The sequence below is a fragment of the Agrobacterium sp. A3-95 genome (assembly GCF_053521785.1).
The window spans coordinates 273,236-295,259 of sequence record NZ_JBNWDR010000004.1 but is presented as its reverse complement, the minus strand read 5'-3'; the positions used below and the strand labels follow the sequence as shown (position 1 = coordinate 295,259).

Here is a 22,024-nt window from a genome sequence, read left to right as displayed (position 1 = left end):
CCGCATCGAGGTCGATCCGGCACAAATTTCACTTCTTGCAAGGCCCATTTCCCGATCCCGGGAAAACCATGCGTCGATGTTTATGATTAAAGCGCGTTAGTGTTACCACGCCGTTAAAACGTTAAGCCGCTCGGCGCTTTTTTGACACTTCGATAACCATGACGAAAACGGCATGTGTCATGTCGGAGCAATATTATTATGGAAAATCAGTTGGTTGTGATGATTTAGAATATTCTAAGACGAAAATTAATCGCCTTCGATATTTTCATTTTGTCACAAATGCCGGGCAATATGGCTGCCAAGCGGCAGATAGGGCGTCTCGAACAGCTCTTCCTTCTCGAAGCGGCTGCCGGTCTTAGAGAAGCGCGTCATCACGCAGCGCCCGTCTTCCAGAATGATCGGCGCGATCATCATGCCGCCGGAGACGATCTGCTCGGCGAAAAAGCGGGGCATGGTGGTAAAGGCGGCGGTGGCGACGATTCGGTCGAAGGTGCCCTCGCCCACCAGACCGTTGCTGCCATCCGCCTGGCGGATGACGACATTGCGGATGGAAAGATCGTCCAGACAGTTCTGCGCCTGCTGCACCAGCGTCTTGTAGCGCTCCAGCGAAAAGACCCGCTCCACCCGGCGCGCGATGATCGCCGTCATGAAACCGCTGCCGGTACCGATTTCCAGCACGCGCTGGCCCGGCTTCAATTGCAGGCGAGCCAGGATTTTCACCGCCATGTCAGCGCCCTCCATGAAGGCGCCGCAGTCGATCGGGATTGTGCGGCTGGAATAGGCATCAGCGGCGAATTGCGGCGGCACGAATCTGGAGCGCGGCGTCTGTTCGACCGCCGTCAAAAGGTCGAGATCGGAAATCCCCTCACCCCGCAAGCGGAGAACGAGAGCGGCAAAACCTTCCTTTTCAACCATTGCGGATTTCAATCGGCGACTCCGAATCCAAGTGCTTGCGCAACCCGATCCTTGACCGTGTAATCCGTAAGGTCAAGCTTTAGCGGCGTGACCGAAATCTTGCCGTGCTTCAAAGCGTGGATATCCGTGCCCTCGCGGAAGGTGCCGAGGCGTTCGCCAAAGCGCAGCCAGTAATAAGGAAGACCGCGGCCATCCTGGCGTTCTTCTACCGTCAGGCCGAAATCGAGCTTGCCCTGCCCGGTAACGGAGACACCCTGCACATCATCAGGTGCACAATTGGGGAAATTGAGATTGAGGAAGGTGCCATCAGGCAATTCCACATTCATCAGCTTGCGCAGCAGATCCGGCGCATGGGTCTCGGTCACCTCCCACGGCACGACGCGGCCTTCGGAATGGCTGAAAGCCTGGCTGAGTGCGAAGGAGCGTACCCCTTGCAGCGTACCTTCAATGGCGCCGGCAATCGTGCCGGAATAGGTGACATCGTCAGCCATATTGGCGCCGGCGTTGACACCTGAGAGTACGAGATCGGGCTTTTCCGGCAGAACTTCACGGATGCCCATGATGACGCAATCGGTCGGTGTACCGCGCAGCGCGAAATGCTTGTCGGAAACCTTGCGCAGCCGCAGCGGCTCGGAGAGAGTCAGGGAGTGAGCAAGACCGCTCTGGTCGGTCTCGGGCGCCACGATCCAGACGTCATCGGACAGCGTGCGGGCGATACGTTCCAGCACCGCCAGCCCTTCGGCATGGATACCGTCGTCATTGGTCAGCAAAATCCGCATGTTTCTCTCTCCGCTTTTCATATCTTCCGGGACGGAGCATCCTCCCCACCGGCAGTGAGGTGTGCAGTTCTCTCAACGTCATCCTCGGGCCTGTCCCGAGGATGACGTCGGCGTATTGGAAGATTCTCCTTCCAATAGCACGACGCTGCTCTCCCTCAGGCCGCTTTCTCAATCCGCGTCAGACCGCCCATATAGGGCAGCAGCACGTCTGGAATTGTGACAGAACCGTCGTCGTTGAGATAATTTTCGAGAACCGCGATCAGGCAGCGGCCGACGGCGGTGCCGGAGCCGTTCAGCGTGTGCACGAACTTCGTCGCCTTGTCGTCCTTGCCGCGATAACGCGCATTCATGCGCCGCGCCTGGAAATCGCCGCAGACGGAGCAGGACGAAATTTCGCGGTAGGTGTTCTGGCCGGGCAACCACACTTCCAGATCGTAGGTCTTGCGCGCGCTGAAACCCATATCGCCGGTGCACAGCGTCATGGTGCGGAAATGCAGGCCAAGACGCTTCAGCACTTCTTCGGCGCAGGCCGTCATGCGCTCATGCTCGGCAACAGCACTTTCCGCGTCGGTGATGGAGACGAGTTCGCATTTCCAGAACTGGTGCTGGCGCAGCATGCCGCGTGTGTCGCGGCCGGCAGAGCCCGCTTCCGAACGGAAGGACGGCGTAAGTGCCGTGAAGCGTAGCGGCAGCTTTTCCTGCTCGAGAATTTCGCCGGAGACCAGGTTGGTCAGCGTCACTTCCGCCGTCGGGATCAACCAGCGGCCATCGGTAGTCTTGAACAGATCCTCGGAAAACTTCGGCAATTGGCCGGTGCCGAACATCGCCTCATCACGCACCATCAGCGGCGAAGAAACTTCCGTGTAGCCATGTTCCGAGGTGTGCAGGTCGATCATGAACTGGCCGAGCGCCCGTTCCAGACGCGCCAGCTGGCTGGTCAGCACGGTGAAGCGCGAGCCGGAAAGCTTGGCCGCCCGCTCGAAATCCATGTAGCCGAGCGCTTCGCCAATCTCGAAGTGCTCCTTTGCTTCATGGTTCCAGCCGGGCTTCTGGCCGACCACGCGGGTCACCACATTGTCGTGTTCGTCCTTGCCGTCAGGAACATCGTCGAAAGGCATGTTGGGCAGGCGCGACAGGGCGTCGTTAAGCTCGGCGGTGACCTGGCGGTCCTCCTCCTCGGCGCGCGGCATGTTTTCCTTGATGTCGGCGACTTCCGCTTTCAGCTTTTCCGCCAGCTCCATGTTCTTCTGCGCCATGGCGGCGCCGATGTCCTTGGAAGCGGCATTGCGACGCGACTGCATGTCCTGCAGGGACTGGATGACGGAACGGCGCTTTTCGTCGAGAGCGATCAGGCTGCTTGCGGCAGGCTCTGCGCCGCGCCGTGCAAGTGCTGCATCAAAGGCTTCGGGGTTTTCGCGTATCCATTTAATGTCGTGCATCGTCGTTCCAGACTATTGTTGGTCGCTCGCGTTTTATCAGCAAAACGCCGGGCGAAAGGCCCGGCGCGAGGAAATTTGATGAGCAGGAAGACCGTGGCGAAGCGTCAGGTCTCTTCCAGCTCCGTGCTTTTGGATTCCGCAGCACGTTTCCTCTCCACGAGTCGAGCCATGTAGATGGAAATCTCGTAGAGAATGATCGCAGGTAGCGCAAGACCGATCTGGGACATGGGGTCTGGCGGCGTCAGCACGGCCGCAACCACGAAGGCCATGACAATGGCGAACTTACGCTTTTCCCGCAGCCAGTCGCTGGTCAGAATCCCGACCCGCGCCAGAAGCGTGGTGACGACAGGCAGCTGGAATACCAGGCCGAAGGACAAAACCAGCGTCATGATGAGGCTGAGATATTCCGACACCTTCGGCATCAGGGAAATCGCCACCTCGCCATCTACTGGCAATTGCTGCATGGCGAGGAAGAACCACATGACCATGGGCGTGAAGAAGAAATAGACGAGCGCCGCGCCGATAAGGAAAAGGATCGGCGATGCGATCAGGAACGGCAGGAAGGCCGCGCGCTCGTTCTTGTAGAGGCCCGGCGCCACGAATTTATAGAGCTGCGAGGCAATCACCGGAAAGGAGATCACCATGGCACCGAACATGGCAACCTTGATCTGCGTGAAGAAGAATTCCTGCGGCGCCGTATAGATCAGCGATGATTTCGCCACATCCAGCCCCGCCCAGATGACCGCCCACTTATAGGGAATGACGAGCAGGTTGAAGAGATGCTTGGCAACGGCGAAACAGGCGATGAAGGCGACGAAGAACGCGCCGAGCGACCAGATCAGCCGCGTGCGCAACTCCATGAGATGTTCGATAAGCGGCTGCGGCTTGTCCTCGATGTCCCCGCTCATGCTTCATCCTTTTTGGGCTTTGCAGCCTTGGTTCTTGCCGGTTTGGCCGGTTTGGCATCCGCAACGGCAACCGCCTTCTCCGCTGCCGCTTTCCTGACAGCAACCTTTTTGGCGACAGCCTTCACGGTCGGCTTCAAGACAGCAGCTTCTTCAACAGGCGCTGCGGCAGGCTTGCTGCGGGTGGTGCGCTTCGGCTTGGCGGCAACCGCTTCGGCTTCAACGGTCGCAACAGATTTCGCACGCGCACGCTTCGGCTTTTCTTCCGCAGCAGCAACCGCAGTAACCGGCGAAGACGCAGAAGGCGTGGGAACCACCGCAGGCGCCACATCCGGAAGCTTCATCGCGGGCTCCGGCACACTGACAAGAGGAGCCACCGGCTCACTTGTTGCAGGTGCTGCTGTCGACGACATCGCATCGGGAGCGGCTGTCGCCTTCTGGAGATCAGACTTGATTTCGTTGCCGAGCTGGCGAAGCGGGTTCATAGCATCGCGCAGGGAATTCGTCGGGTTGAGATTGCGCACATCGGAGATCGTCTGCCGCACATCGTCCATGTCTGCCTCTTTCAAGGCCTCGTCGAACTGCGTGCGGAAATCCCCCGCCATCTTGCGAAGGCCGGCCATCGTCTTACCGAAGGCGCGGATCATGGGCGGCAAGTCCTTAGGACCGACGACCACGATCAAAACGACCGCGATCACCAGAAGCTCGCTCCAACCGATATCAAACATCAAAACGCTCCCGAGACCCTAGCGCCAGTCTCAAAACAAGCAGGTTCAAGCCGCTTACTTGATCTCGTCAGCCTTGTGGTCAACAGTCTTCGCGTTGACATCGGCCGGCGGCGGAGTCTGATCTTCGTCAGCCATGCCCTTCTTGAAGCTCTTGATGCCCTTGGCGACATCGCCCATCAGTTCCGGGATCTTTCCGCGTCCGAAGAGAACGAGAACGATCACCAGCACGATCAGCCAATGCCACACACTAAAAGAACCCATAACTGAAACTCCTGAATTTCGCTTTCAGACGATGTAAGACGTTTGAAAGGCTTTTTCAAACAACAAATCGTTGCTTCAACAGGCTGTGGGCATAAAGTTTTCGTGCCTTGTCACCCGCATGAAGACGATATCAATCGTCGCCATCGCCGCCACCAGGTGCAAGCAGGCCCAACTCTTCCAGATCGAGCTGCGTGATCGGGTCTTCGTCTTCGCGCAATTCGTCGCTCATCATCGGCAAAGGCACGCCGAAATTGGAAGGAATACGGCCCGAAAGCAGGCCCGCACCCTTCAGTTCCTCAAGGCCCGGCAAGTCCCGCAATTCCTCAAGGCCGAAATGGTCGAGAAACTCCACCGTGGTGCCGATCGTCACCGGCCTGCCCGGCGTGCGCCTGCGGCCTCTGAAACGCACCCAACCCGCTTCCATCAGCACATCGAGGGTACCGCGTGAGGTTTGCACGCCACGGATTTCCTCGATTTCGGCGCGTGTCACCGGTTGATGATACGCCACAATCGCCAGAACCTCCAGCGCCGCACGCGAAAGCTTCTTAGGTTCCTTTTCCTCAGAATGGACGACGAAGGAGAGATCGCCGGCCGTGCGGAACGCCCATTGCCCGCCCACCTGCACCAGATTGACACCCCGCTCGCCATAAGCGGCCTTCAGCCCGTGGAGTATGGCAACAACATCCATGCCGCGCGGCAGCCGCTCGGCAATGAAGGCAACTGAAACCGGTTCGGCCGAGGCAAAGACCAGCGCCTCGGCAATGCGCTCGGCTTCCTTCAGCTGACGCTCGGAAAATACCGCGGGCTCGGCCCCAACCACATCCGCCGCCCCATCTGCCACGATGGCGGCTTCGCCGGTCTCGTCGTCATGCGTCATTATCAGTCCTTTCCGCATCAGGCGCGCGGTCATCTCGCTCGCTCCTGCGCATATAGATGGGCTGGAACGCGCCCTCCTGCCGGATTTGCAGCGATCCCTCGCGCACGAGCTCCAGCGAGGCGGCGAAAGCGCTGGCGATTGCCGTCACGCGCATCGCGGGGTCAGGCACATATTGCAGCAGATATTGGTCGAGCACCGTCCACTCGCCGACATCCCCGAGCAGACTGTTCAGCAGTTCCCGGGCTTCCACCAGCGACCAGACCTGCCGCTTTTCAATTGTGACCTGGGTGATGGCCTGCCTTTGCCGCAGATTGGCATACGCACTCAGGAGATCGTAGAGGTTCGCCTCGTAAGCCGAGCGGTTGATATGCGGAATATGCTCCGGCGCGCCACGGGCGAAGATATCGCGGCCAAGCTGGGCGCGGTTGACGAGGCGTTCAGCCGCCTCCCGCATCGCCTCCAGACGTTTCAGCCGGAAGGCCAGCGTCGCGGCCATTTCTTCGCCGGAGGGGCCGTCATCCTTCGCCTGCTGCGGAATGAGAAGCTTGGACTTGAGGAAGGCAAGCCAGGCCGCCATCACCAGATAGTCGGCAGCAAGCTCGATGCGCACGCGGCGGGCTGTTTCCACGAATTGCAGATATTGCTCGGCAAGCGCCAGCACCGAAATGCGCGACAGATCGACCTTCTGCGTGCGGGCAAGGTGTAGCAGCAGATCGAGCGGGCCTTCGAAACCCGCGACATCGATCACCAGCCCGGCCTCGCCCGTCAGCCGCTCCGGCGTCACATCCTGCCAGAGCTTGTCCATGGGCGTTGAAGTGCGAGACTTGTCTGCTGCCATTGTTCCATCCGCCGGGCGTCCGGCCTGTCGTCCCGAGTACCGGGCCGCCGCCCGATTGTCAGGAAACGGCCCACATGGCGTTGAATTCGGCTCTCAGTTCAGCTTCGTCGGAGGCATCAGTGGCGGGAAAACCCGCTTCCACGGCCCGCACCCGCTCCAGCGAACGGCCGGAAAGAACGGGAACCTCCTTCACGACCTCAAGCATTTCACCCATCACACCGTTGCAATGCAAGACTATATCGCAGCCACCCGCAACAATATTCGCGGCACGCTGGCCAAGCGTGCCCTTCAGCGCATTCATGGAACTGTCGTCGGACATCAACAGACCGTCAAAGCCGATTCGCCCACGAATGATCTCCTCGATCACCTTTGGCGAGGTCGTTGCCGGACGCTCCCGATCGACGGCGTTGAACACCAGATGCGCGCTCATCGCCATCAATTCACGGTTCAGAGCGCGGAATGGCACAAAATCATGGGCGTCCAGCTCGTCCAGCGGCACATCGACAACAGGCAATTCATGGTGCGAATCCACCATGCCGCGACCGTGGCCCGGCATGTGTTTCATGACAGGCAACATGCCGCCCGCCTTGAGACCGTCAGCCGCCGCCTGCCCCATCTCCGCCACCATGGTCGGGCTGTAGCCATAGGCCCGGTTGCCAATGACGTTGCTGGCGCCTTCCACCGGCACGTCGAGCACCGGCAGGCAATCGATATTGATGCCGAATTTCATGAGATCGAAGGCATGCAGACGCGACATCAACCACGCCGCACGCAGCCCTTCCTCCCGGTCACGCTCGTATATCTCGCCAAGAATGCGGGCATTCGGATAGGCCTGCAAAAGCGGAGGCTTGATGCGCTGAACGCGCCCGCCTTCCTGATCGATCAGAACCGGGGCATCCGGCCGCGCGACGGCATCGCGCATTGAGGCGACGAGATCGGTAATCTGTTGCGCATCACCGATATTGCGCCCGAACAGGATGAAACCCCAGGGCCGCTCATTGCGGTAAAGGGCAATCTCGTCAGCGGAAAGCGTAAGCCCGCCGCATCCGAGGATCATAGCTTTGCAATCGGTCATGATGTCACGCTCACAGAATGGGGAAATGGCCTTATACCGCAAGGCGTCGGGGATAAGTCGACAACCCCTCCGCCGTCATGCTCGGGCCTTTCCCGAGCATCTGCAACCGACCGGTTGGCGAAACGTTGGCAGATCCTCGGCACGGGGCCGAGGATGACGTCGAATGTGAGGAAAGCCTTTCCCCACTGCGAGGGCTGCCTTAGACGGCAGCCCCAATCTTCACTCAACCGGATCAGCCGCTATCAGCGCGCCACCAGGCAGCTGCCGCCAGCTGCGCGGAACTTTTCGCACAGCGCCACGGCTTCGTTCTTGTCGCCTGCCGGGATGCGGACGCGGTAGAACGTGCCCTTGCCGGCGATCTCAGCGGCCTTGATGTCGACGCCCCGACCAGAAATGACCGAACCGAACTTGGCCGACATGTTCTGGTAGGACTTCTGGGCCTCCGCCTGGCTCGGCAGGGACGCGATCTGGATGTAATAACCACCCGAAGACGGCGCGCTCGTTGCTGCGGGCATGGCGGCTGCTGTCTGCTGCTGTGCAGCCTGCGGCTGGGCCGGAGCAGTTGCAGCAGGACGGACGTTGCCCTGATTGGTCACCGTTGCCACCACATTGGAAGGCTGTGCGGACGGACGCGCCGAAGGAACGGGCGCAGCCGACTGCGAGGCCGGTGTGGAGGAAGCGGCTGGCGTATTGGCCTGCGGGTGTTCAGGCGCAACCGGAACACGCGAAGCGGCGATGACGGCGGGAGCGCCCTCACCCGGCTTGGCTGCCTGCGGTGCAGCAAGCTCCGCGACCTTGTCTGCCTTCGGTGGCTGGGCAGCAGGCGCATCGACTTCCTGTGCAACCAGCGTACCATCAGGCTTAACGATCATGGTGCGGACCTTGCGCGGCGAAACGCCCGTCGCACCGGCACCTTCGTTCTGGCTGGCCTTTTCTTCCGGAGAAAGCAGGCGCGGATCTTCAGTCTCGCCAACCGGCGTGCCGGTGGCTTCCATGTCAGCGTCGTTTTCACCTTCCAGCGGCAGCTGTTCGGGTATCAGCGTACGCTGGACCACATCGACAGGCTTTTCGTTGCTGGAGATCAGCGCCGGTTGCTTCGGATCGGCAGCGCTACCACCGGCCACGCGGTCGTAAACCGCCTTGTCCTGATTGGGCACGACGCGGCCACCCGGATTTTCCGGCACCACCTTCATCGGGTCGTTATCGGCGGAAATGATGACCGGCGCGCCATTGGAGCCCGCACCGGACGAACCGCCCGACATCAGCGCGTAAACACCACCACCGACAAGCACCAGACCGATTGCTGCGGCAACCGGCATGATCCAGCGGCGACCGCCGCGTTCTTCTTCTTCGCGATAGGCCGGCTGATGGTCGACATAAGTATTCTCGGCATCGCGCGGCGCATTACCACGCGAGGCAGCAGCCTCCTGCATGGAGCGGCGGAAATCTTCTTCCAGCGCCCGCTCAAATTCGTCGACCTCCTCCGGACCCTGTGCCTGAGGACGCGCCTGCGGGGCAGCAGCCCGGTTTTCCGCATGTTTGTGACGGTCAAGACCACCGGCAACCGCCGGGGCAAACAGCGTTGCGAGCTCGGTGTCGATATCGAGGTCTTCTTCGTGACGACGGGCGACAGGCTTGGGTTCGAAAACGCCGACCGGCAATTCCGGCACGTCCATCTCGGTAATATTTTCCGGATGTTCTTCCGTCTCACCGATCTGCGAGGGATCGAAAGGCAGGCTTTCCAGCGTTTGTGGTGCAACCGGCTGCGGTGCGGCTGCGACCGGACGCGGCTGAACCGGAGGGGCGGCTACCGGAATTGCAGCAACCGGGGCCGGGCGCGGCTGAGGTGCTGGCTGTTCCCGCACCGGCTGCGGCGCGGCGGCAGCAACCGCTACCGGAGCGACCGGCTGCTGGCGAACGGGCTGCGGCACAGGCGCAGGTGCGACTTCCGCTGCAGCGATTTCGGACAGGTCGAGGTCAAGATCGAGATCATCAAGCGCAAGCTCGAAGTCATCGTCGTTGAAACCTGCGAAATCCCCAAAGTCCGGCTCCTGAACGGGCGGCGCTGCTACGACCGGGGCTGCTTTTACAGGGGCTGCGGCAACCGGCGCCGTGGCAACCAAAGGCGGCTCCACTCTTGCAGCCGGAACGATAGGCGCAGCCTGTGCGATGGGGGCATCCTGAACGACAGGCTCTTCGCCGCGTCCGGGAATGGAATATTTCGCAACGCCGTAGATCAGCTCGTCCATCGGCGAAAGATTTGTTTCAACCGGCTTTTCTGCAACCGAAGGCGCAAAGGTCGGCGCAGTTTCTTCCGCCTGAACGAAGACGGGCTCAGGCGCCGGAACTGGTTCGGCCTGTGGCTCGATCCGGGCTGCAGGCAGCGCTTCGGCCCTCGGCTCGATTCGCCGGGGATCACCAGCCGCAACATCACGGCGCGCGCCGAAATTGGCAAGCGGCAGACGCAGGCTGGAAAATTCCAGCGAAGAACGGCCACCATGCGAAGGCGGACGCACGGAAATCGGTGCAGGCGCTTCGGCGACGGCGATCTCTACCTCATCGGCAAGATCGAAAGCCTGCGGCTCAGGCGCATGGCTCTGATCGGAATGCGCAATATTGCTCGAAACATCGGCCGGAAGCTCAGGCATAGCGTGCCAGGTGCTTTGAGCCGGCTCGACAGCCTGCGGCTCTTCCCATGCAGCCTGCTGGTAAACCACCGGCTCGGCAGGGCGCGACTGGCGCGAATGCACATCGAACACCTCGGCAACCGCACCGGCATCATCACGGAAATCCGCGCGGATGTCCTGCGTCGACGTCTCGACGTAATTGTGAATGTAGGCCTGATCGGCCTCGGGAAGTGGCTCCTGGCTCACTTCGGGTGCGGGGCTTGCCTCGAACACGGGTTCGTCCGCTGGCGCAAGCTCAGGCTCACGCCGGGCGAAAACCGATTCGACGCGCTGCATGAAGTCGCTGGGGTGGATGCCCGCACGCACATCGTTTGCCGGGTCAAGAACGACCGGATCGGCATGCGGCGCATCGTAAACCTCGAACTCTCGAAGCAGCTCGTCTTCGAGATTGAATTCGGGTTCGCGGCGGGTTGCCGCAGAGCCGGCGCGTGGCGCAGCTTCGGAACCCGCATGCGAAGGACGCTCATCGAAACCGACGATACGCGCCAGTTCTGCCAGAGGATCGTTGTCAGCGAACCCTTCAGACCGGGCGTCCCGGTTATACGCGACATTTTTTTCGACCATTACGTGTTCCACCATCTACGCATTGCAGCTCTTGCCAGCGTATTGTGAGCAAATAATGGTGATATGTTATCGCATCTCGTCAGGCGCGTCCGCTCCTAAAAGCGTAAGACCAGACTTCAAAACATTCGCGACAGCATTCACCAGCCCGAGTCTGGCAATGCTCAATTCTCGGTTTTTATCGTTAATAAAACGTAATTCCTGATGGTCTTTACCTTTGTTCCAGTGTCCATGGAAGGAACTGGCGAGATCGTAGAGGTAAAAAGCAAGCCTGTGCGGCTCGTGCGCAAGGGCTGCGGATTCGATCAGGCGCGGGTACTCAGCAAGCTTTGCAACCAGCTGCAACTCGTTGATATCGCTAATCAAAGCAACGGAAGACGACATGTCGTCCTGCGAGAGCGCAAGACCCGGAAACGCCTCCTGCGCCTGGCGGAAGATGGACATGCAACGGGCATGCGCATATTGCACGTAAAAGACCGGATTATCCTTCGATTGTTCGGTTACTTTCGCAAAATCGAAGTCCAGCGGCTCGGAATTCTTCCGATAGAGCATCATGAATCGCACGGGATCGCGACCTACTTCGTCCACCACATCGCGCAGCGTGACGAAATCGCCTGAGCGTTTCGACATCTTCACCGGCTCGCCATCGCGATACAGCTTCACGAGCTGGCACAGAAGAACCGTCAGCTTCGACTTGCCTTCCGAGACGGCGCGCGCAACCGCTTCAAGCCGCTTCACATAGCCGCCGTGGTCGGCGCCGAGCACATAGATCATCTCGGAAAAACCGCGATCGAACTTGTTCTTGAAATAGGCGACGTCGGCGGCGAAATAGGTGTAGGAACCGTCCGACTTCATCAGCGCGCGGTCCATGTCGTCGCCCACCTCGGTGGACCGGAACAGCGTCTGCTCGCGGTCTTCCCAGTCTTCCGGCAATTCGCCCTTCGGCGGCGGCAGGGTGCCCTTGTAGACGTGGCCCTTGAAGGTGAGATCATTGATGGCCGAGAGAATGGGTCCGCCATTGCCCTCATGCAGCGTGCGCTCCGAGAAGAACACGTCGTGCTTGACGTTCAGCGTCTCCAGATCCTCACGGATCATCACCATCATTGCGGCGATCGCCTTGTCCTTGACGATAGGCAGCCACTTTTCCTCGGGCATGGCTCGCAGCTTGATGCCATATTCATCCGCCAGCGCCTGGCCGACTGGAACGAGATAGTCACCGGGGTAGAAGCCCGACGGAATGGCGCCGATATCTTCGCCAAGCGCCTCGCGGTAACGCAGGAAGACCGAACGCGCGAGCACGTCGATCTGCGAGCCGGCGTCGTTGATGTAATATTCCTTGGTCACGCCATAACCGGCGAAGGCGAGCAGGTTCGCCAGCGTGTCACCCACGACAGCACCACGGCAATGGCCGACATGCATCGGACCGGTTGGGTTGGCGGAGACATATTCGACGTTGATCTTCTGGCCCGTGCCGATCTTCGAGCGGCCGAAATCGATGCCCTGCCCGATCATGTCGGCAAGAAGACGCTGCCAGTAACCGACAGAGACCTTGAGATTGATGAAGCCGGGACCGGCGACGTTGACGCTATCGACATCGCCATCGGCCTGAAGTGCTGGCACGATGAGTTCGGCCAGCGCCCGCGGATTGGTGCCGAGAGGCTTCGCCAACACCATAGCGGCATTGGTTGCGACATCGCCATGGCTCAGATCGCGCGGGGATTCGACCGTAATTCGACTGAAATCGACCTTTTCGCGGTTCTCTTTCACGAGATCGAGAGTCTCGAGCGCGTTTTTGATCCTGGTATCGAAATCGGCAAAAATGTTCATCGTTCCAACCTGCGCGAAGGGCTTCTGTTCATGTCCGGCCATCATAACCGGGTTGGCTTCGCGATCGCCCGCTGCCCTATCGCAAATCGGGGGTGTGGTCAAACAGCCGCTGGTGGGCGCGCAGTGCATAACTGTCGGTCATACCGGCCAGATAATCCCCCACATGGCGGGCTTTTGCGGCCTTGCTCATACCGGAAATGCTGTCCACCCAGTAGTGACTCTGCATCTCTGCCGGCACTTCCATATAACGGTGGAAAAGGTCGGTAACGATCTGCGTAGCGCCGGCGCGGATGCGCATGATTTCCGGATGCCGGTAGATATGGGCAAACAGCAGTTTCTTGATCTGCCTGTCGGTTTCAGCCATTTCCGGCGAGAAAGTCGCGACGGTAAAATCGGCGGCGCGGATATCGGCCGCACTCTTCGGTTTCAGCCGGGAAAGATTCTGCTGCGCGACCCCGATTACATCCTCGACCATATGGGTGATCTGGCGACGCATGATTTCATTGGCGAAGCGTTCCTTGTCGAGCACGGGATATTTCGCACGTACCCCGGCCATCAGCTTGCTGAGGAAAGGCACCTCTTCCAGCATCTCGAAGCTCAGATAACCGGCACGCAGGCCGTCATCGATATCATGGGTATTATAGGCGATGTCGTCGGCAATAGCCGCCATCTGTGCCTCAAGGCTGGCATAGCTGCCGATTTCCAGATCCTGCAGCTCGCAATATTCGAGGATGGGCAGCGGAACCGGGCCCTTCACGCCCTCGCCCTCGGCATTGACCAGCGGGCCATTGTGCTTCACCAGCCCCTCCAGCGTCTCCCATGTCAGGTTGATGCCGTCATATTCGGCGTAGCGGCGCTCCAGCTTGGTGACGATGCGCAGCGACTGCGCGTTGTGATCGAAGCCGCCATAGGGCAACAACACCGCATCCAGCGCATCCTCACCGGTATGACCGAACGGCGTGTGGCCGAAATCATGCACCAGAGCCACGCCCTCGGCCAGATCCTCGTCCAGCTTTAGAGCACGTGCGAGTGCGCGGGCAATCTGCGCCACCTCAATCGTGTGGGTGAGCCGGGTGCGGTAATGGTCGCCGTCAGGGCTGATGAAAACCTGCGTCTTGTGTTTAAGCCGGCGAAAGGCAGTGGTGTGGACGATGCGGTCCCGGTCGCGCTGGAACTCCGAGCGCGTCAGGCTACCCTCCTCGGCAAAAAGACGCCCGCGCGTGGTCCATGGATCAGAGGCGAAAACCGCCCTCTCGCCACTTCCGAAACCCAATGCGCGCTGGTCTATAATCATTCATCCACCTGTACTGTTCTCTGGCCGGGACTTCCTTTGACCCGAAGTCCATGGCCTTTGACCATTGACCTTTTCATCCACCCTTCATACCTATCGCAAAGGTCGGCGCAAAGCATCATCGCTGCAAAGGCCGTTGCGGACATCGCTATAGACCGTTTATTTGACTGGTTTATAATGGTGACGACAAATCTATTGCTCTCCGGTTCTTGACCCCGGCACGAGGAACGACATGGAAAACAGCGACATTACACTTTCGGAAGCCGCAGCGAAGCGAATCGCCCAGATCGTCGCAGCGGATGCGGGCAAGCAGGCTCTGCGCGTTTCGGTGGAAGGCGGCGGCTGCTCGGGCTTCTCCTACAAGTTCGATCTGGCGGAAGACCCCGCCGATGACGACATCGTGATTGCGCGCGGAGACGCCAAGGTGCTGATCGACAGCCTGTCGGTTGTCTACATGGCCGGCTCTGAAATCGACTTCGTCGACAATCTGCTCGGCCAGTCCTTCCAGATCAAGAACCCGAACGCGGTCGCAAGCTGCGGCTGCGGCACCAGCTTCTCGATCTGAGTGAAACGGCCCGCGGCTCTGCCTCAATGCTCTCAGCTTTGAGGTGATCCGCGTCCCACTCCTGCCTCATCCCTGTCTCCCCGCCGCGCAGACGCGCGTCGGCTGGATTCCTGTGACAAGCACAGGAATGAGGGGATAGAGACATGACGCTGACTTCGCGGCCCAGTTCACTCTACCAACCTCCCCTCTATCCACCACATCCTCACCAGCCGTTTCCAAAAACGGTGGCAATCGCTTTTGCATCGGGTAAAAGTAACCTCACAAAAGGGAAACTCCGATGAAGATTGCCACCTGGAACATCAACGGCGTCAAGGCGCGTATCGAAAACCTCTGCCAGTGGTTGAAGGATTCATCGCCCGACATCGTTTGCCTTCAGGAAATCAAGTCGGTTGACGAAGGCTTTCCCCGCCTTGAGCTGGAAGCGCTCGGCTATCACGTCGAGACCCATGGCCAGAAGGGCTTCAACGGCGTCGCCCTTCTGTCGAAGATGAAGCCCGACGAGATCAATCGCGGCCTGCCGGGCGACGATGCCGATGAACAGGCCCGCTTCATCGAGGGCGTGTTTTCCGTTGATGGCGGTGCGATCCGGGTCTGCTCGCTCTACCTGCCGAACGGCAATCCGCCTGACGATCCGGTCAAATATCCCTACAAGCTCGCATGGATGGAGCGGCTGCGCCGCTTTGCCGAAGATCGCCTTGCGCTTGAGGAGCCGCTTATTCTGGCGGGTGACTACAACGTCATCCCCGAACCCTTCGATTGCCACGATCCGCGGGTCTGGGCTGGCGATGCGCTGTTCCTGCCCAAGACGCGCTCGGCATTCCGCAGGCTGGAAAATCTCGGCTTTACCGATGCCGCACGCGCGACGACGGATGAACCCGGACTTTATTCCTTCTGGGATTATCAGGCTGGCGCATGGCCGAAGAATAACGGCATCCGCATCGATCACCTGATGCTGTCGGCGGAAGCGGCCGACAGGCTCCAATCGGTCAGCATCGAAAAACATGTGCGGGCCTGGGAAAAACCGTCCGACCACGTACCGGTCTGCGGTTATTTCAATTTCACGCCGATCAATTGAACGGCGCTCGCCGGGCGAGTTAGAGAATTTCCGGTAAAAGTGCTCCGAAACGACGAATTAGAGCACGGCAAACGATTCCGTTTAAACAGGACGTGCTCTAAGTCGCCTCAGCCACAATAGACATAATTGTCAGTTCGGATCGTCGATCTGCATGTTCTGCGCCAGCGCGATAGCCGCGCGGCGATCGTTTTCACCCGCGAGCGAAAAAGCCTGTTCCTGAAGGGTCTGGATCCAGGTGCAATCCACCGCCGTGCACTTGTCGAGCGCGGCCGTCATGAAGGCGAGTCCCTGCGTCGTCTGGCCTTCCTGGAAAAGCAGATTACCGAAAATCGACATGGCGCCGGCATGGCCGTGCTTGCGTGCCTGATTGAGCCACTTCTTGGCCTGCTGCACATCCGCCCGGCCGCCCTCACCCGCAAGGATCATTTCCGCCAGACGGAACTGGGCCTCAGCCACGCCAAAGGTGGAAGCCACCTGAAAATAGAGCTGGCGGGCCTGCGACAGGTCCATCTTTACCGGAGTGCCGGGAATGCCGTGGCGGTAATAATCGGCAAGAGAAAGCAGCGCGTTGACGAAGAAGCCGGTATCCTCGGAGCCCGGCTCGACGCCCTGGCTGGCAATTTCGCTGTAAATCTTGAAGGCTTCGAAGTCGTTCTTGGCAACTCCATCGCCGAAGGCATACATATTGGCAAGCGCCCAGCGCGAGCCGGTATGGCCCTTTTCGGCCGCATAGCGATAGGCCTCGACGGCTTCGTCCTTGTTACCGTTCTTGTAGGCCTTGAAGCCGAACTTGAACAGGTCGAAGGGCCCGGATTCCTTGGTAACGCCTGCGTTGATGTCAAAAGCCAGCACCGGCATTGCGAGCGACGCAAGCAAAAGGCTCATGATGAGCGGCTTTAGAACATGTGCTTCACATTTCAGCATTTAGGCGAACTTCTCTCACTCTTCCCGGCATATAGCCAATACTTGCGGAATACTGCAAAGCTGAACCCCGCCGGGTCGCGATTTTTCGAACACACTGCGTCTTTCCGGCAGCACTTTCCAGCGCACTGCCGGTGGTCATATGCGGTAATTGCTCCAAATTTTCAGTGAGACAGATATAGGCATAATTTCCGGCAATATAACGGCGTTTGACCGCCTGCCGGTCAGCGCCAAACAAGAAACCCGGATCAAATTCCCGTATTACTTGCTTAAACCCTGAATCCAAACCCGTTTTCACTCTTCGCAACTCCGCAGGCCCACATCAAACGCCTGCATGTTCTTCCATCCCCGCGTCCATAAACAGAAGCCAAGCACCTCGTTTGTGGCGGGAAATGGACAGATATGCCCACATTCCAACGCGGCACCACGCTTGCAGAAAAGTGTTGCCAAATCGTCACAAAACTTTCGGGCTAGAAATTTTTATCGAGCAGGAATCATAGTCGGGAATGAAAAAAGGTCCGGTTGGTAAACCGGACCTTTCTTTTCGTTCAGGTGTGGCGAATGGTGTCAGAACTTGACCTTGACGCCCGTAGAGATCGCAGCCACGAGATCGTTGCCGAAGTCGTAGCCCGCCTCATTGCCGCAGGTGAAGCCCGCACCGCAAGGTCCACCGTTGATGGATGAGCTACCGGAGGTCAGGAGGCCGAGAGCACCGGCAACCTTGAACTCGATATTCTTGTTCGGCGAGTAGACGATCTGCGTGCCCAGCGTCCAGGTGTCGGTCTGGGTGCCGATAACCGTCGATGTACCGCGATCCCAGGTCAGACTTACAGCACCGCTCCACTGCTCGTTGAACTTGTGACCAACGCCGCCGGAGATCGTCCAGCCATCACGATAAAACAGGTCTAGCGTGTTCAGCGTGTCAGCGCCGCTCGGAACGCAGGGGGACGTCCCTACCGCGCAGAAAGGAATGACCTGAATCTGGCTCCAGTCAGTCCACTTCACCGAACCGAAAGCCAGCCAGTCCGGAGCTATGCCGGATTGCACCTTGAGTTCGATGCTGTCTGGCATCGAAACGGAGCCATATATCGGCACCAGCTTGCCGCCGTATTTCGCCAGCGTCGGAGAGATGGACGGCGGCGTCTGCGGAACTCCTCTGACGTCGGCGAAACCGGTCAGGTCATGATCGACGGCGCTGTTATAAACAAGGCTCGCCCGGAAGGCGACCTCGGGGATTTCGTAGGCAACGCCGGCGCGCCAACCCCAACCGTCACCTTCCATCTCAAGTTTGCCGACGCCGCTGAAGCTGGACCAGGCCGGATTGAGGCCAAGAACAGCTGGGCCAAGAACCTGACGGTATTTATAACCGCTGATCTCCTGGTAAAAGCCGCCGCCAATAATCGAGAAGTCGCCCTTGCCAAGATCAAACTTCACACGGCAGGTGGTGGCGTAATTGTGCGACTTTACCTTGGTTTCGATATTGTAGCTCGATCCCTGCCAGATGCCCGGATTGAGGTGCGCGCCCCAAGGCTGCGAATAATCGAACATGCAGTCGCCGAAATCGCCGATTGCCGCCTTGGCGCCGATGCGGGTCGACCAGAAGTTTTCAGAGTCATCTGCGCTCCTTGACCAAGTCGCAGGCAGCGGACCGCTCTTCAGCGGATTGTCACGCGCATTCTCAACCTTGCGCTGTGGCGCAACGAATGTAGCGGAACTGTCGAGAACATAGTCGGACGGGTCGAACAGCAGGTCGATATTGTAGCCACCGCGCTCGAGGCCGCCCGCCAGTGAAGGCGTGACCGCCGCGATGCTGGCTACGAAACATACTGCGCCGCGAAAAAATGCAGTTTTTGCCATCTCTCTCCCCAATCAAGGCAATGTGATCATTGAGAGAGTGAAATGCTTTGCGGCAAATGACAATCTGCCGTGGCGCGGCGCGGTTGCCACCGGATGGCCATTTTTTTACGTAAGTTTTTGATGTTTGGCATCTTACATAATCATTTTAGGCTATTATTCTAATCCAATTAGAAAAAACGACACAAAACGAAACAAACTCCCAATCCGCACCGGAAATGTCGCCAAATAACCACAGTTGGACGTTTCCGAAGAAAATCGCTTATCAGGCCGTTTTTATTGATCTTTTTCGTCTTCCCGCGCGGTTTTGTGCGCCTCGCGGCAGAAATAATCGCGCTGTCACGCAGTGCATGATTCGCCATTGCAACGCAGCAATGAATTGAGCCGGCCCTTACAAAACGCAAAACGCCCCGTTTTCACGGGGCGTTTTGATTTTACACGCAACTGGAACCTTATCCTGCTTCGCTGACCCGCTGCAGGGCGGTTCGAAGACTTGTCAGCTGAACTTCCAGTTCCGCCTTACGCTCGCGCTCGGCGGCCACAACCTCCGGATCGGCATTGGCCACGAATTTTTCGTTCGACAGCTTCTTGTCGATACGTTCCATCTCCGCGTCCACCTTGCCGATCGCCTTTTCGAGACGGGCCTTTTCGGCCGCGAGATCGACCAGGTTGCCGAGCGGCAGGCAGACGGTGGCCTCACCGATGATGATCTGCGCGGAACCTTTTGGCGCCACATCGGCACCACGGATTTCATCGGCACGCGCCAGGCGCCGGATGGCGGCGGCATGGCGGTCCAGCCGCGCTTCTGTCGAGGTATTGGCACCGACCACCACCAGCGATGCGGTGGCGCCCGGCGGCACGTTCATCTCGGCACGCGTCGAGCGGATGCCCGAAACCAGATCGATCAGCCAGTTGATTTCCGCAGCCGCAGCATCGTCGCGGAATTCCGGAGACGGCCAGTCGGTAAGGCAGAGAAGATCAGCCCGCTCCTCGCCCTCGCCCGCCGTATGCGCCCACAGCTCTTCCGTCATGAAAGGCATGAAGGGATGCAGGAGCTTGTAGATCTCATCCAGAACATAGGCCGCGCAGGCCTGCGATTCCGCCTTTGCCGCCTCATCCTCGCCACCGAACACGGGCTTGAGCAGTTCCAGGTACCAGTCGCAGAACTGGTTCCAGACGAAACGGTAGAGGATGCCGGATGCATCGTTGAACCGGAAGTTCTCAAGAGCCGCCGTCACATCGCGCGCGGTGTTGGCAAGCTCGGTCAGGATCCACCGGTTGATCGTCAGCGATGCGGTTTCGGCCAGGAAATGCGGATCGCGCTTTACGCCGTTCATTTCGGCAAAACGCGTGGCGTTCCATAGCTTCGTGCCGAAGTTGCGATAACCGGCGATACGTGCCGGATCGAGTTTCACGTCACGACCCTGCGCCGCCATGATGGCGAGCGTGAAGCGCAGCGCATCCGCACCGTATTCGTCGATCAGTTCCAGGGGATCGATGACGTTGCCCTTGGACTTGGACATCTTCTGGCCGTTCTTGTCGCGAACCAGCGCGTGGATGTAGACGGTGCTGAACGGCTCGACCGGATTGCCGGCATCGTCCTTCATGAAATGCAGACCCATCTGCATCATGCGGACGACCCAGAACGGGATGATGTCGAAACCGGTGACAAGCACATTGGTTGGATAATACCGCGCCAGTTCCGGTGTCTTTTCCGGCCAGCCGAGCGTCGAGAACGGCCACAGCGCCGATGAGAACCAAGTATCGAGAACGTCTTCGTCACGGGTCAGAATTTCACCCGGCTTGAAGTTTTCAAGCTTCTCCTCGACCCAGGCCTTCCACGGACCTTCATGGGCGATATAATGCTGGATAGCGGCCTGAAGCGCCTCTTCCTCGGTCTTTTCAACGAAGACCTGCCCGTCAGGGCCGTACCATGCCGGAATCTGGTGTCCCCACCACAATTGCCGCGAGATACACCAGGGCTGGATATTCTCCATCCACTGAAAATAGGTGTTTTCCCAGTTCTTAGGCACGAAATTGGTGCGGCCTTCGCGAACCGAGGCAATGGCCGGCTGAGCCAGCGTCTTGTTGTCCACCCACCACTGGTCGGTGAGGCGCGGCTCGATCGGCACGCCGCCACGGTCGCCATGCGGCACGACGTGCTTGTGCGGCTCGATCTTGTCGAGCAGGCCGGCTTCCTCGAAGATTTCGACGATGACCTTGCGGGCGAAGAAACGATCCTGTCCTTCCAGACGATCCCATGCGCCGTGCAGCGCCGCCGGATGATTGAGGCCCTCGAGGAAATCCTCGTTCTCCTTGATGGAGATCGTCCCATCGATATTCATGACGTTGATGGCGCGCAGACCGCAACGCTTGCCGACCTCGAAATCGTTGAAGTCGTGCGCAGGCGTGATCTTCACGGCGCCCGTTCCGGCCGTCGGATCGGCATAGTCATCGGCAACGATCGGGATCTTGCGGCCAACGATCGGCAGGATGACATGCTTGCCAATGATGCCCTTGTAGCGCTCGTCTTCCGGGTTCACCGCAACACCGGTATCGCCGAGCATGGTTTCTGGCCGCGTGGTAGCAACAACGATGTAATCGCGCGTTTCGAACTCGGTAGGCTTGCCTTCCTCGTCAAATGCGATCGGGTGCTGATAGGTCACACCCTTTTCCAGCGGATAACGGAAGTGCCAAAGGTTGCCCTTCACTTCCAGCTGTTCGACTTCCATGTCGGAAATCGCGGTCTGCAGCTTCGGGTCCCAGTTGACGAGGCGCTTGTCCTTGTAGATCAGGTTCTGCTTGTAAAGGGTGACGAACACCTCGAGAACGGCCTCGGACAGACCCTCATCCATGGTGAAGCGCTCACGCGACCAGTCGCAGGACGCGCCGAGACGCTTCAGCTGGTTGAAGATCAAGCCGCCGGATTCGGCTTTCCATTCCCAGACCTTGTCCACGAAGGCCTCACGGCCCATTTCGCGGCGGCCCGGAAGCTGCTGTTCCATCAGCTTGCGCTCGACGACCATCTGCGTGGCGATGCCCGCATGGTCCATGCCCGGCTGCCACAACACGTCCTTGCCGCGCATGCGCTCGAAGCGGACCAATATGTCCTGAAGCGTGTTGTTGAGCGCATGGCCCATATGCAGGGAGCCGGTGACATTCGGCGGCGGGATGACAATGGTGAAGGTTTCCGCGCCCGGTTTGGCGTTGGCGCCGGCACGAAAAGCGTTCGCCTCGTCCCAGGCTTTGGCGATTTTCGGTTCGACGGATGCGGAATCGTAGGTCTTTTCGAGCATTTCCTGACCTGAATTTTAGAGTTCTTGTGTGGATTTTTTTAAATAAGGATGGATGGTCGAGAGTCAACAGAAACCGACCCGTCAGCGACTATGACCCCATAGCGCCTTCATCTTCAACAAAAAAGCCGCC

At 59.1% G+C, this 22,024-nt stretch carries 18 protein-coding genes; 2 read left to right on the top strand and 16 right to left on the bottom strand.

Annotated features, from left to right (window positions below):
• Positions 1-273: 273 nt before the first annotated feature.
• The 12 genes from ACQZ5Y_RS13715 to ACQZ5Y_RS13660 form a co-directional block, all read right to left on the bottom strand.
• Positions 274-915: a protein-L-isoaspartate(D-aspartate) O-methyltransferase gene (locus ACQZ5Y_RS13715; RefSeq protein ID WP_029658770.1), complete on the bottom strand. Its 642-nt coding sequence runs from the start codon at positions 913-915 to the stop codon at positions 274-276.
• 8 nt (positions 916-923) lie between these two features.
• Positions 924-1,694 (bottom strand): 5'/3'-nucleotidase SurE, encoded by a 771-nt coding sequence (gene surE / locus ACQZ5Y_RS13710; protein WP_003515592.1) that lies wholly within the window; start codon positions 1,692-1,694, stop codon positions 924-926.
• A 155-nt stretch (positions 1,695-1,849) separates the two neighbouring features.
• Positions 1,850-3,133, bottom strand: coding sequence for a serine--tRNA ligase (gene serS, locus ACQZ5Y_RS13705; protein ID WP_065687302.1), 1,284 nt, complete (start codon positions 3,131-3,133; stop codon positions 1,850-1,852).
• A 104-nt stretch (positions 3,134-3,237) separates the two neighbouring features.
• Positions 3,238-4,041, bottom strand: a complete 804-nt coding sequence (gene tatC, locus ACQZ5Y_RS13700) for a twin-arginine translocase subunit TatC (protein ID WP_003515595.1) — start codon at positions 4,039-4,041, stop codon at positions 3,238-3,240.
• On the bottom strand, positions 4,038-4,766 hold the full coding sequence (gene tatB, locus ACQZ5Y_RS13695) for a Sec-independent protein translocase protein TatB (protein ID WP_174049521.1): 729 nt from the start codon (positions 4,764-4,766) through the stop codon (positions 4,038-4,040). The genes tatC and tatB overlap by 4 nt, the downstream gene beginning before the upstream one ends.
• A gap of 54 nt (positions 4,767-4,820) precedes the next feature.
• Positions 4,821-5,027: a twin-arginine translocase TatA/TatE family subunit gene (locus ACQZ5Y_RS13690; RefSeq protein ID WP_003515599.1), complete on the bottom strand. Its 207-nt coding sequence runs from the start codon at positions 5,025-5,027 to the stop codon at positions 4,821-4,823.
• A 130-nt stretch (positions 5,028-5,157) separates the two neighbouring features.
• The gene (scpB, locus tag ACQZ5Y_RS13685) at positions 5,158-5,904 is read right to left on the bottom strand and encodes an SMC-Scp complex subunit ScpB (protein ID WP_019566157.1); all 747 of its coding nucleotides are present in this window, start codon (positions 5,902-5,904) and stop codon (positions 5,158-5,160) included.
• Positions 5,894-6,742, bottom strand: a complete 849-nt coding sequence (locus ACQZ5Y_RS13680) for a segregation and condensation protein A (protein WP_174049522.1) — start codon at positions 6,740-6,742, stop codon at positions 5,894-5,896. The genes scpB and ACQZ5Y_RS13680 overlap by 11 nt, the downstream gene beginning before the upstream one ends.
• 58 nt (positions 6,743-6,800) lie before the next feature.
• The gene (gene nagZ, locus ACQZ5Y_RS13675; RefSeq protein ID WP_003515605.1) at positions 6,801-7,817 is read right to left on the bottom strand and encodes a beta-N-acetylhexosaminidase; all 1,017 of its coding nucleotides are present in this window, start codon (positions 7,815-7,817) and stop codon (positions 6,801-6,803) included.
• 242 nt (positions 7,818-8,059) lie between these two features.
• Positions 8,060-11,068 (bottom strand): SPOR domain-containing protein, encoded by a 3,009-nt coding sequence (locus tag ACQZ5Y_RS13670; RefSeq protein ID WP_174049523.1) that lies wholly within the window; start codon positions 11,066-11,068, stop codon positions 8,060-8,062.
• A 66-nt stretch (positions 11,069-11,134) separates the two neighbouring features.
• On the bottom strand, positions 11,135-12,892 hold the full coding sequence (argS, locus tag ACQZ5Y_RS13665; protein WP_003515610.1) for an arginine--tRNA ligase: 1,758 nt from the start codon (positions 12,890-12,892) through the stop codon (positions 11,135-11,137).
• 76 nt (positions 12,893-12,968) lie between these two features.
• Entirely contained in the window at positions 12,969-14,186 is a 1,218-nt protein-coding gene (locus ACQZ5Y_RS13660) for a deoxyguanosinetriphosphate triphosphohydrolase (RefSeq protein ID WP_174059873.1), read from the bottom strand.
• A gap of 229 nt (positions 14,187-14,415) precedes the next feature.
• Here ACQZ5Y_RS13660 and erpA point away from each other — a divergent pair, with 229 nt between their 5' ends.
• Both erpA and xth read left to right on the top strand, forming a co-directional pair.
• On the top strand, positions 14,416-14,748 hold the full coding sequence (gene erpA, locus ACQZ5Y_RS13655; protein ID WP_003515615.1) for an iron-sulfur cluster insertion protein ErpA: 333 nt from the start codon (positions 14,416-14,418) through the stop codon (positions 14,746-14,748).
• A gap of 277 nt (positions 14,749-15,025) precedes the next feature.
• Complete coding sequence (xth, locus tag ACQZ5Y_RS13650; protein WP_097172086.1) at positions 15,026-15,823, top strand: exodeoxyribonuclease III; 798 nt, start codon at positions 15,026-15,028, stop codon at positions 15,821-15,823.
• A gap of 129 nt (positions 15,824-15,952) precedes the next feature.
• Here xth and exoR read toward each other — a convergent pair whose 3' ends face one another.
• From exoR to ACQZ5Y_RS13630, 4 genes are all read right to left on the bottom strand, one after another.
• Complete coding sequence (gene exoR / locus ACQZ5Y_RS13645; RefSeq protein ID WP_003515620.1) at positions 15,953-16,747, bottom strand: exopolysaccharide production regulator ExoR; 795 nt, start codon at positions 16,745-16,747, stop codon at positions 15,953-15,955.
• Entirely contained in the window at positions 16,734-17,042 is a 309-nt protein-coding gene (locus ACQZ5Y_RS13640; protein WP_233283652.1) for a hypothetical protein, read from the bottom strand. The genes exoR and ACQZ5Y_RS13640 overlap by 14 nt, the downstream gene beginning before the upstream one ends.
• A 269-nt stretch (positions 17,043-17,311) precedes the next feature.
• On the bottom strand, positions 17,312-18,601 hold the full coding sequence (locus tag ACQZ5Y_RS13635; RefSeq protein WP_003515621.1) for an outer membrane protein transport protein: 1,290 nt from the start codon (positions 18,599-18,601) through the stop codon (positions 17,312-17,314).
• A 449-nt stretch (positions 18,602-19,050) separates the two neighbouring features.
• Positions 19,051-21,894, bottom strand: a complete 2,844-nt coding sequence (locus ACQZ5Y_RS13630; RefSeq protein ID WP_174049524.1) for a valine--tRNA ligase — start codon at positions 21,892-21,894, stop codon at positions 19,051-19,053.
• Between the last annotated feature and the right edge of the window lie 130 nt (positions 21,895-22,024).

Excerpts from the sequence above, each read along its gene's own strand:
- exoR (WP_003515620.1), bottom strand. The coding sequence starts at position 16,747 with ATGCTGAAATGTGAAGCACATGTTCTAAAGCCGCTCATCATGAGCCTT.
- serS (WP_065687302.1), bottom strand. The coding sequence starts at position 3,133 with ATGCACGACATTAAATGGATACGCGAAAACCCCGAAGCCTTTGATGCA.
- tatC (WP_003515595.1), bottom strand. The coding sequence starts at position 4,041 with ATGAGCGGGGACATCGAGGACAAGCCGCAGCCGCTTATCGAACATCTC.
- argS (WP_003515610.1), bottom strand. The coding sequence starts at position 12,892 with ATGAACATTTTTGCCGATTTCGATACCAGGATCAAAAACGCGCTCGAG.
- ACQZ5Y_RS13630 (WP_174049524.1), bottom strand. The coding sequence starts at position 21,894 with ATGCTCGAAAAGACCTACGATTCCGCATCCGTCGAACCGAAAATCGCC.
- ACQZ5Y_RS13715 (WP_029658770.1), bottom strand. The coding sequence starts at position 915 with ATGGTTGAAAAGGAAGGTTTTGCCGCTCTCGTTCTCCGCTTGCGGGGT.
- ACQZ5Y_RS13690 (WP_003515599.1), bottom strand. The coding sequence starts at position 5,027 with ATGGGTTCTTTTAGTGTGTGGCATTGGCTGATCGTGCTGGTGATCGTT.
- ACQZ5Y_RS13680 (WP_174049522.1), bottom strand. The coding sequence starts at position 6,742 with ATGGCAGCAGACAAGTCTCGCACTTCAACGCCCATGGACAAGCTCTGG.
- nagZ (WP_003515605.1), bottom strand. The coding sequence starts at position 7,817 with ATGACCGATTGCAAAGCTATGATCCTCGGATGCGGCGGGCTTACGCTT.
- scpB (WP_019566157.1), bottom strand. The coding sequence starts at position 5,904 with ATGACGCATGACGACGAGACCGGCGAAGCCGCCATCGTGGCAGATGGG.
- xth (WP_097172086.1), top strand. The coding sequence starts at position 15,026 with ATGAAGATTGCCACCTGGAACATCAACGGCGTCAAGGCGCGTATCGAA.
- ACQZ5Y_RS13670 (WP_174049523.1), bottom strand. The coding sequence starts at position 11,068 with ATGGTCGAAAAAAATGTCGCGTATAACCGGGACGCCCGGTCTGAAGGG.
- erpA (WP_003515615.1), top strand. The coding sequence starts at position 14,416 with ATGGAAAACAGCGACATTACACTTTCGGAAGCCGCAGCGAAGCGAATC.
- ACQZ5Y_RS13660 (WP_174059873.1), bottom strand. The coding sequence starts at position 14,186 with ATGATTATAGACCAGCGCGCATTGGGTTTCGGAAGTGGCGAGAGGGCG.
- surE (WP_003515592.1), bottom strand. The coding sequence starts at position 1,694 with ATGCGGATTTTGCTGACCAATGACGACGGTATCCATGCCGAAGGGCTG.
- ACQZ5Y_RS13635 (WP_003515621.1), bottom strand. The coding sequence starts at position 18,601 with ATGGCAAAAACTGCATTTTTTCGCGGCGCAGTATGTTTCGTAGCCAGC.
- tatB (WP_174049521.1), bottom strand. The coding sequence starts at position 4,766 with ATGTTTGATATCGGTTGGAGCGAGCTTCTGGTGATCGCGGTCGTTTTG.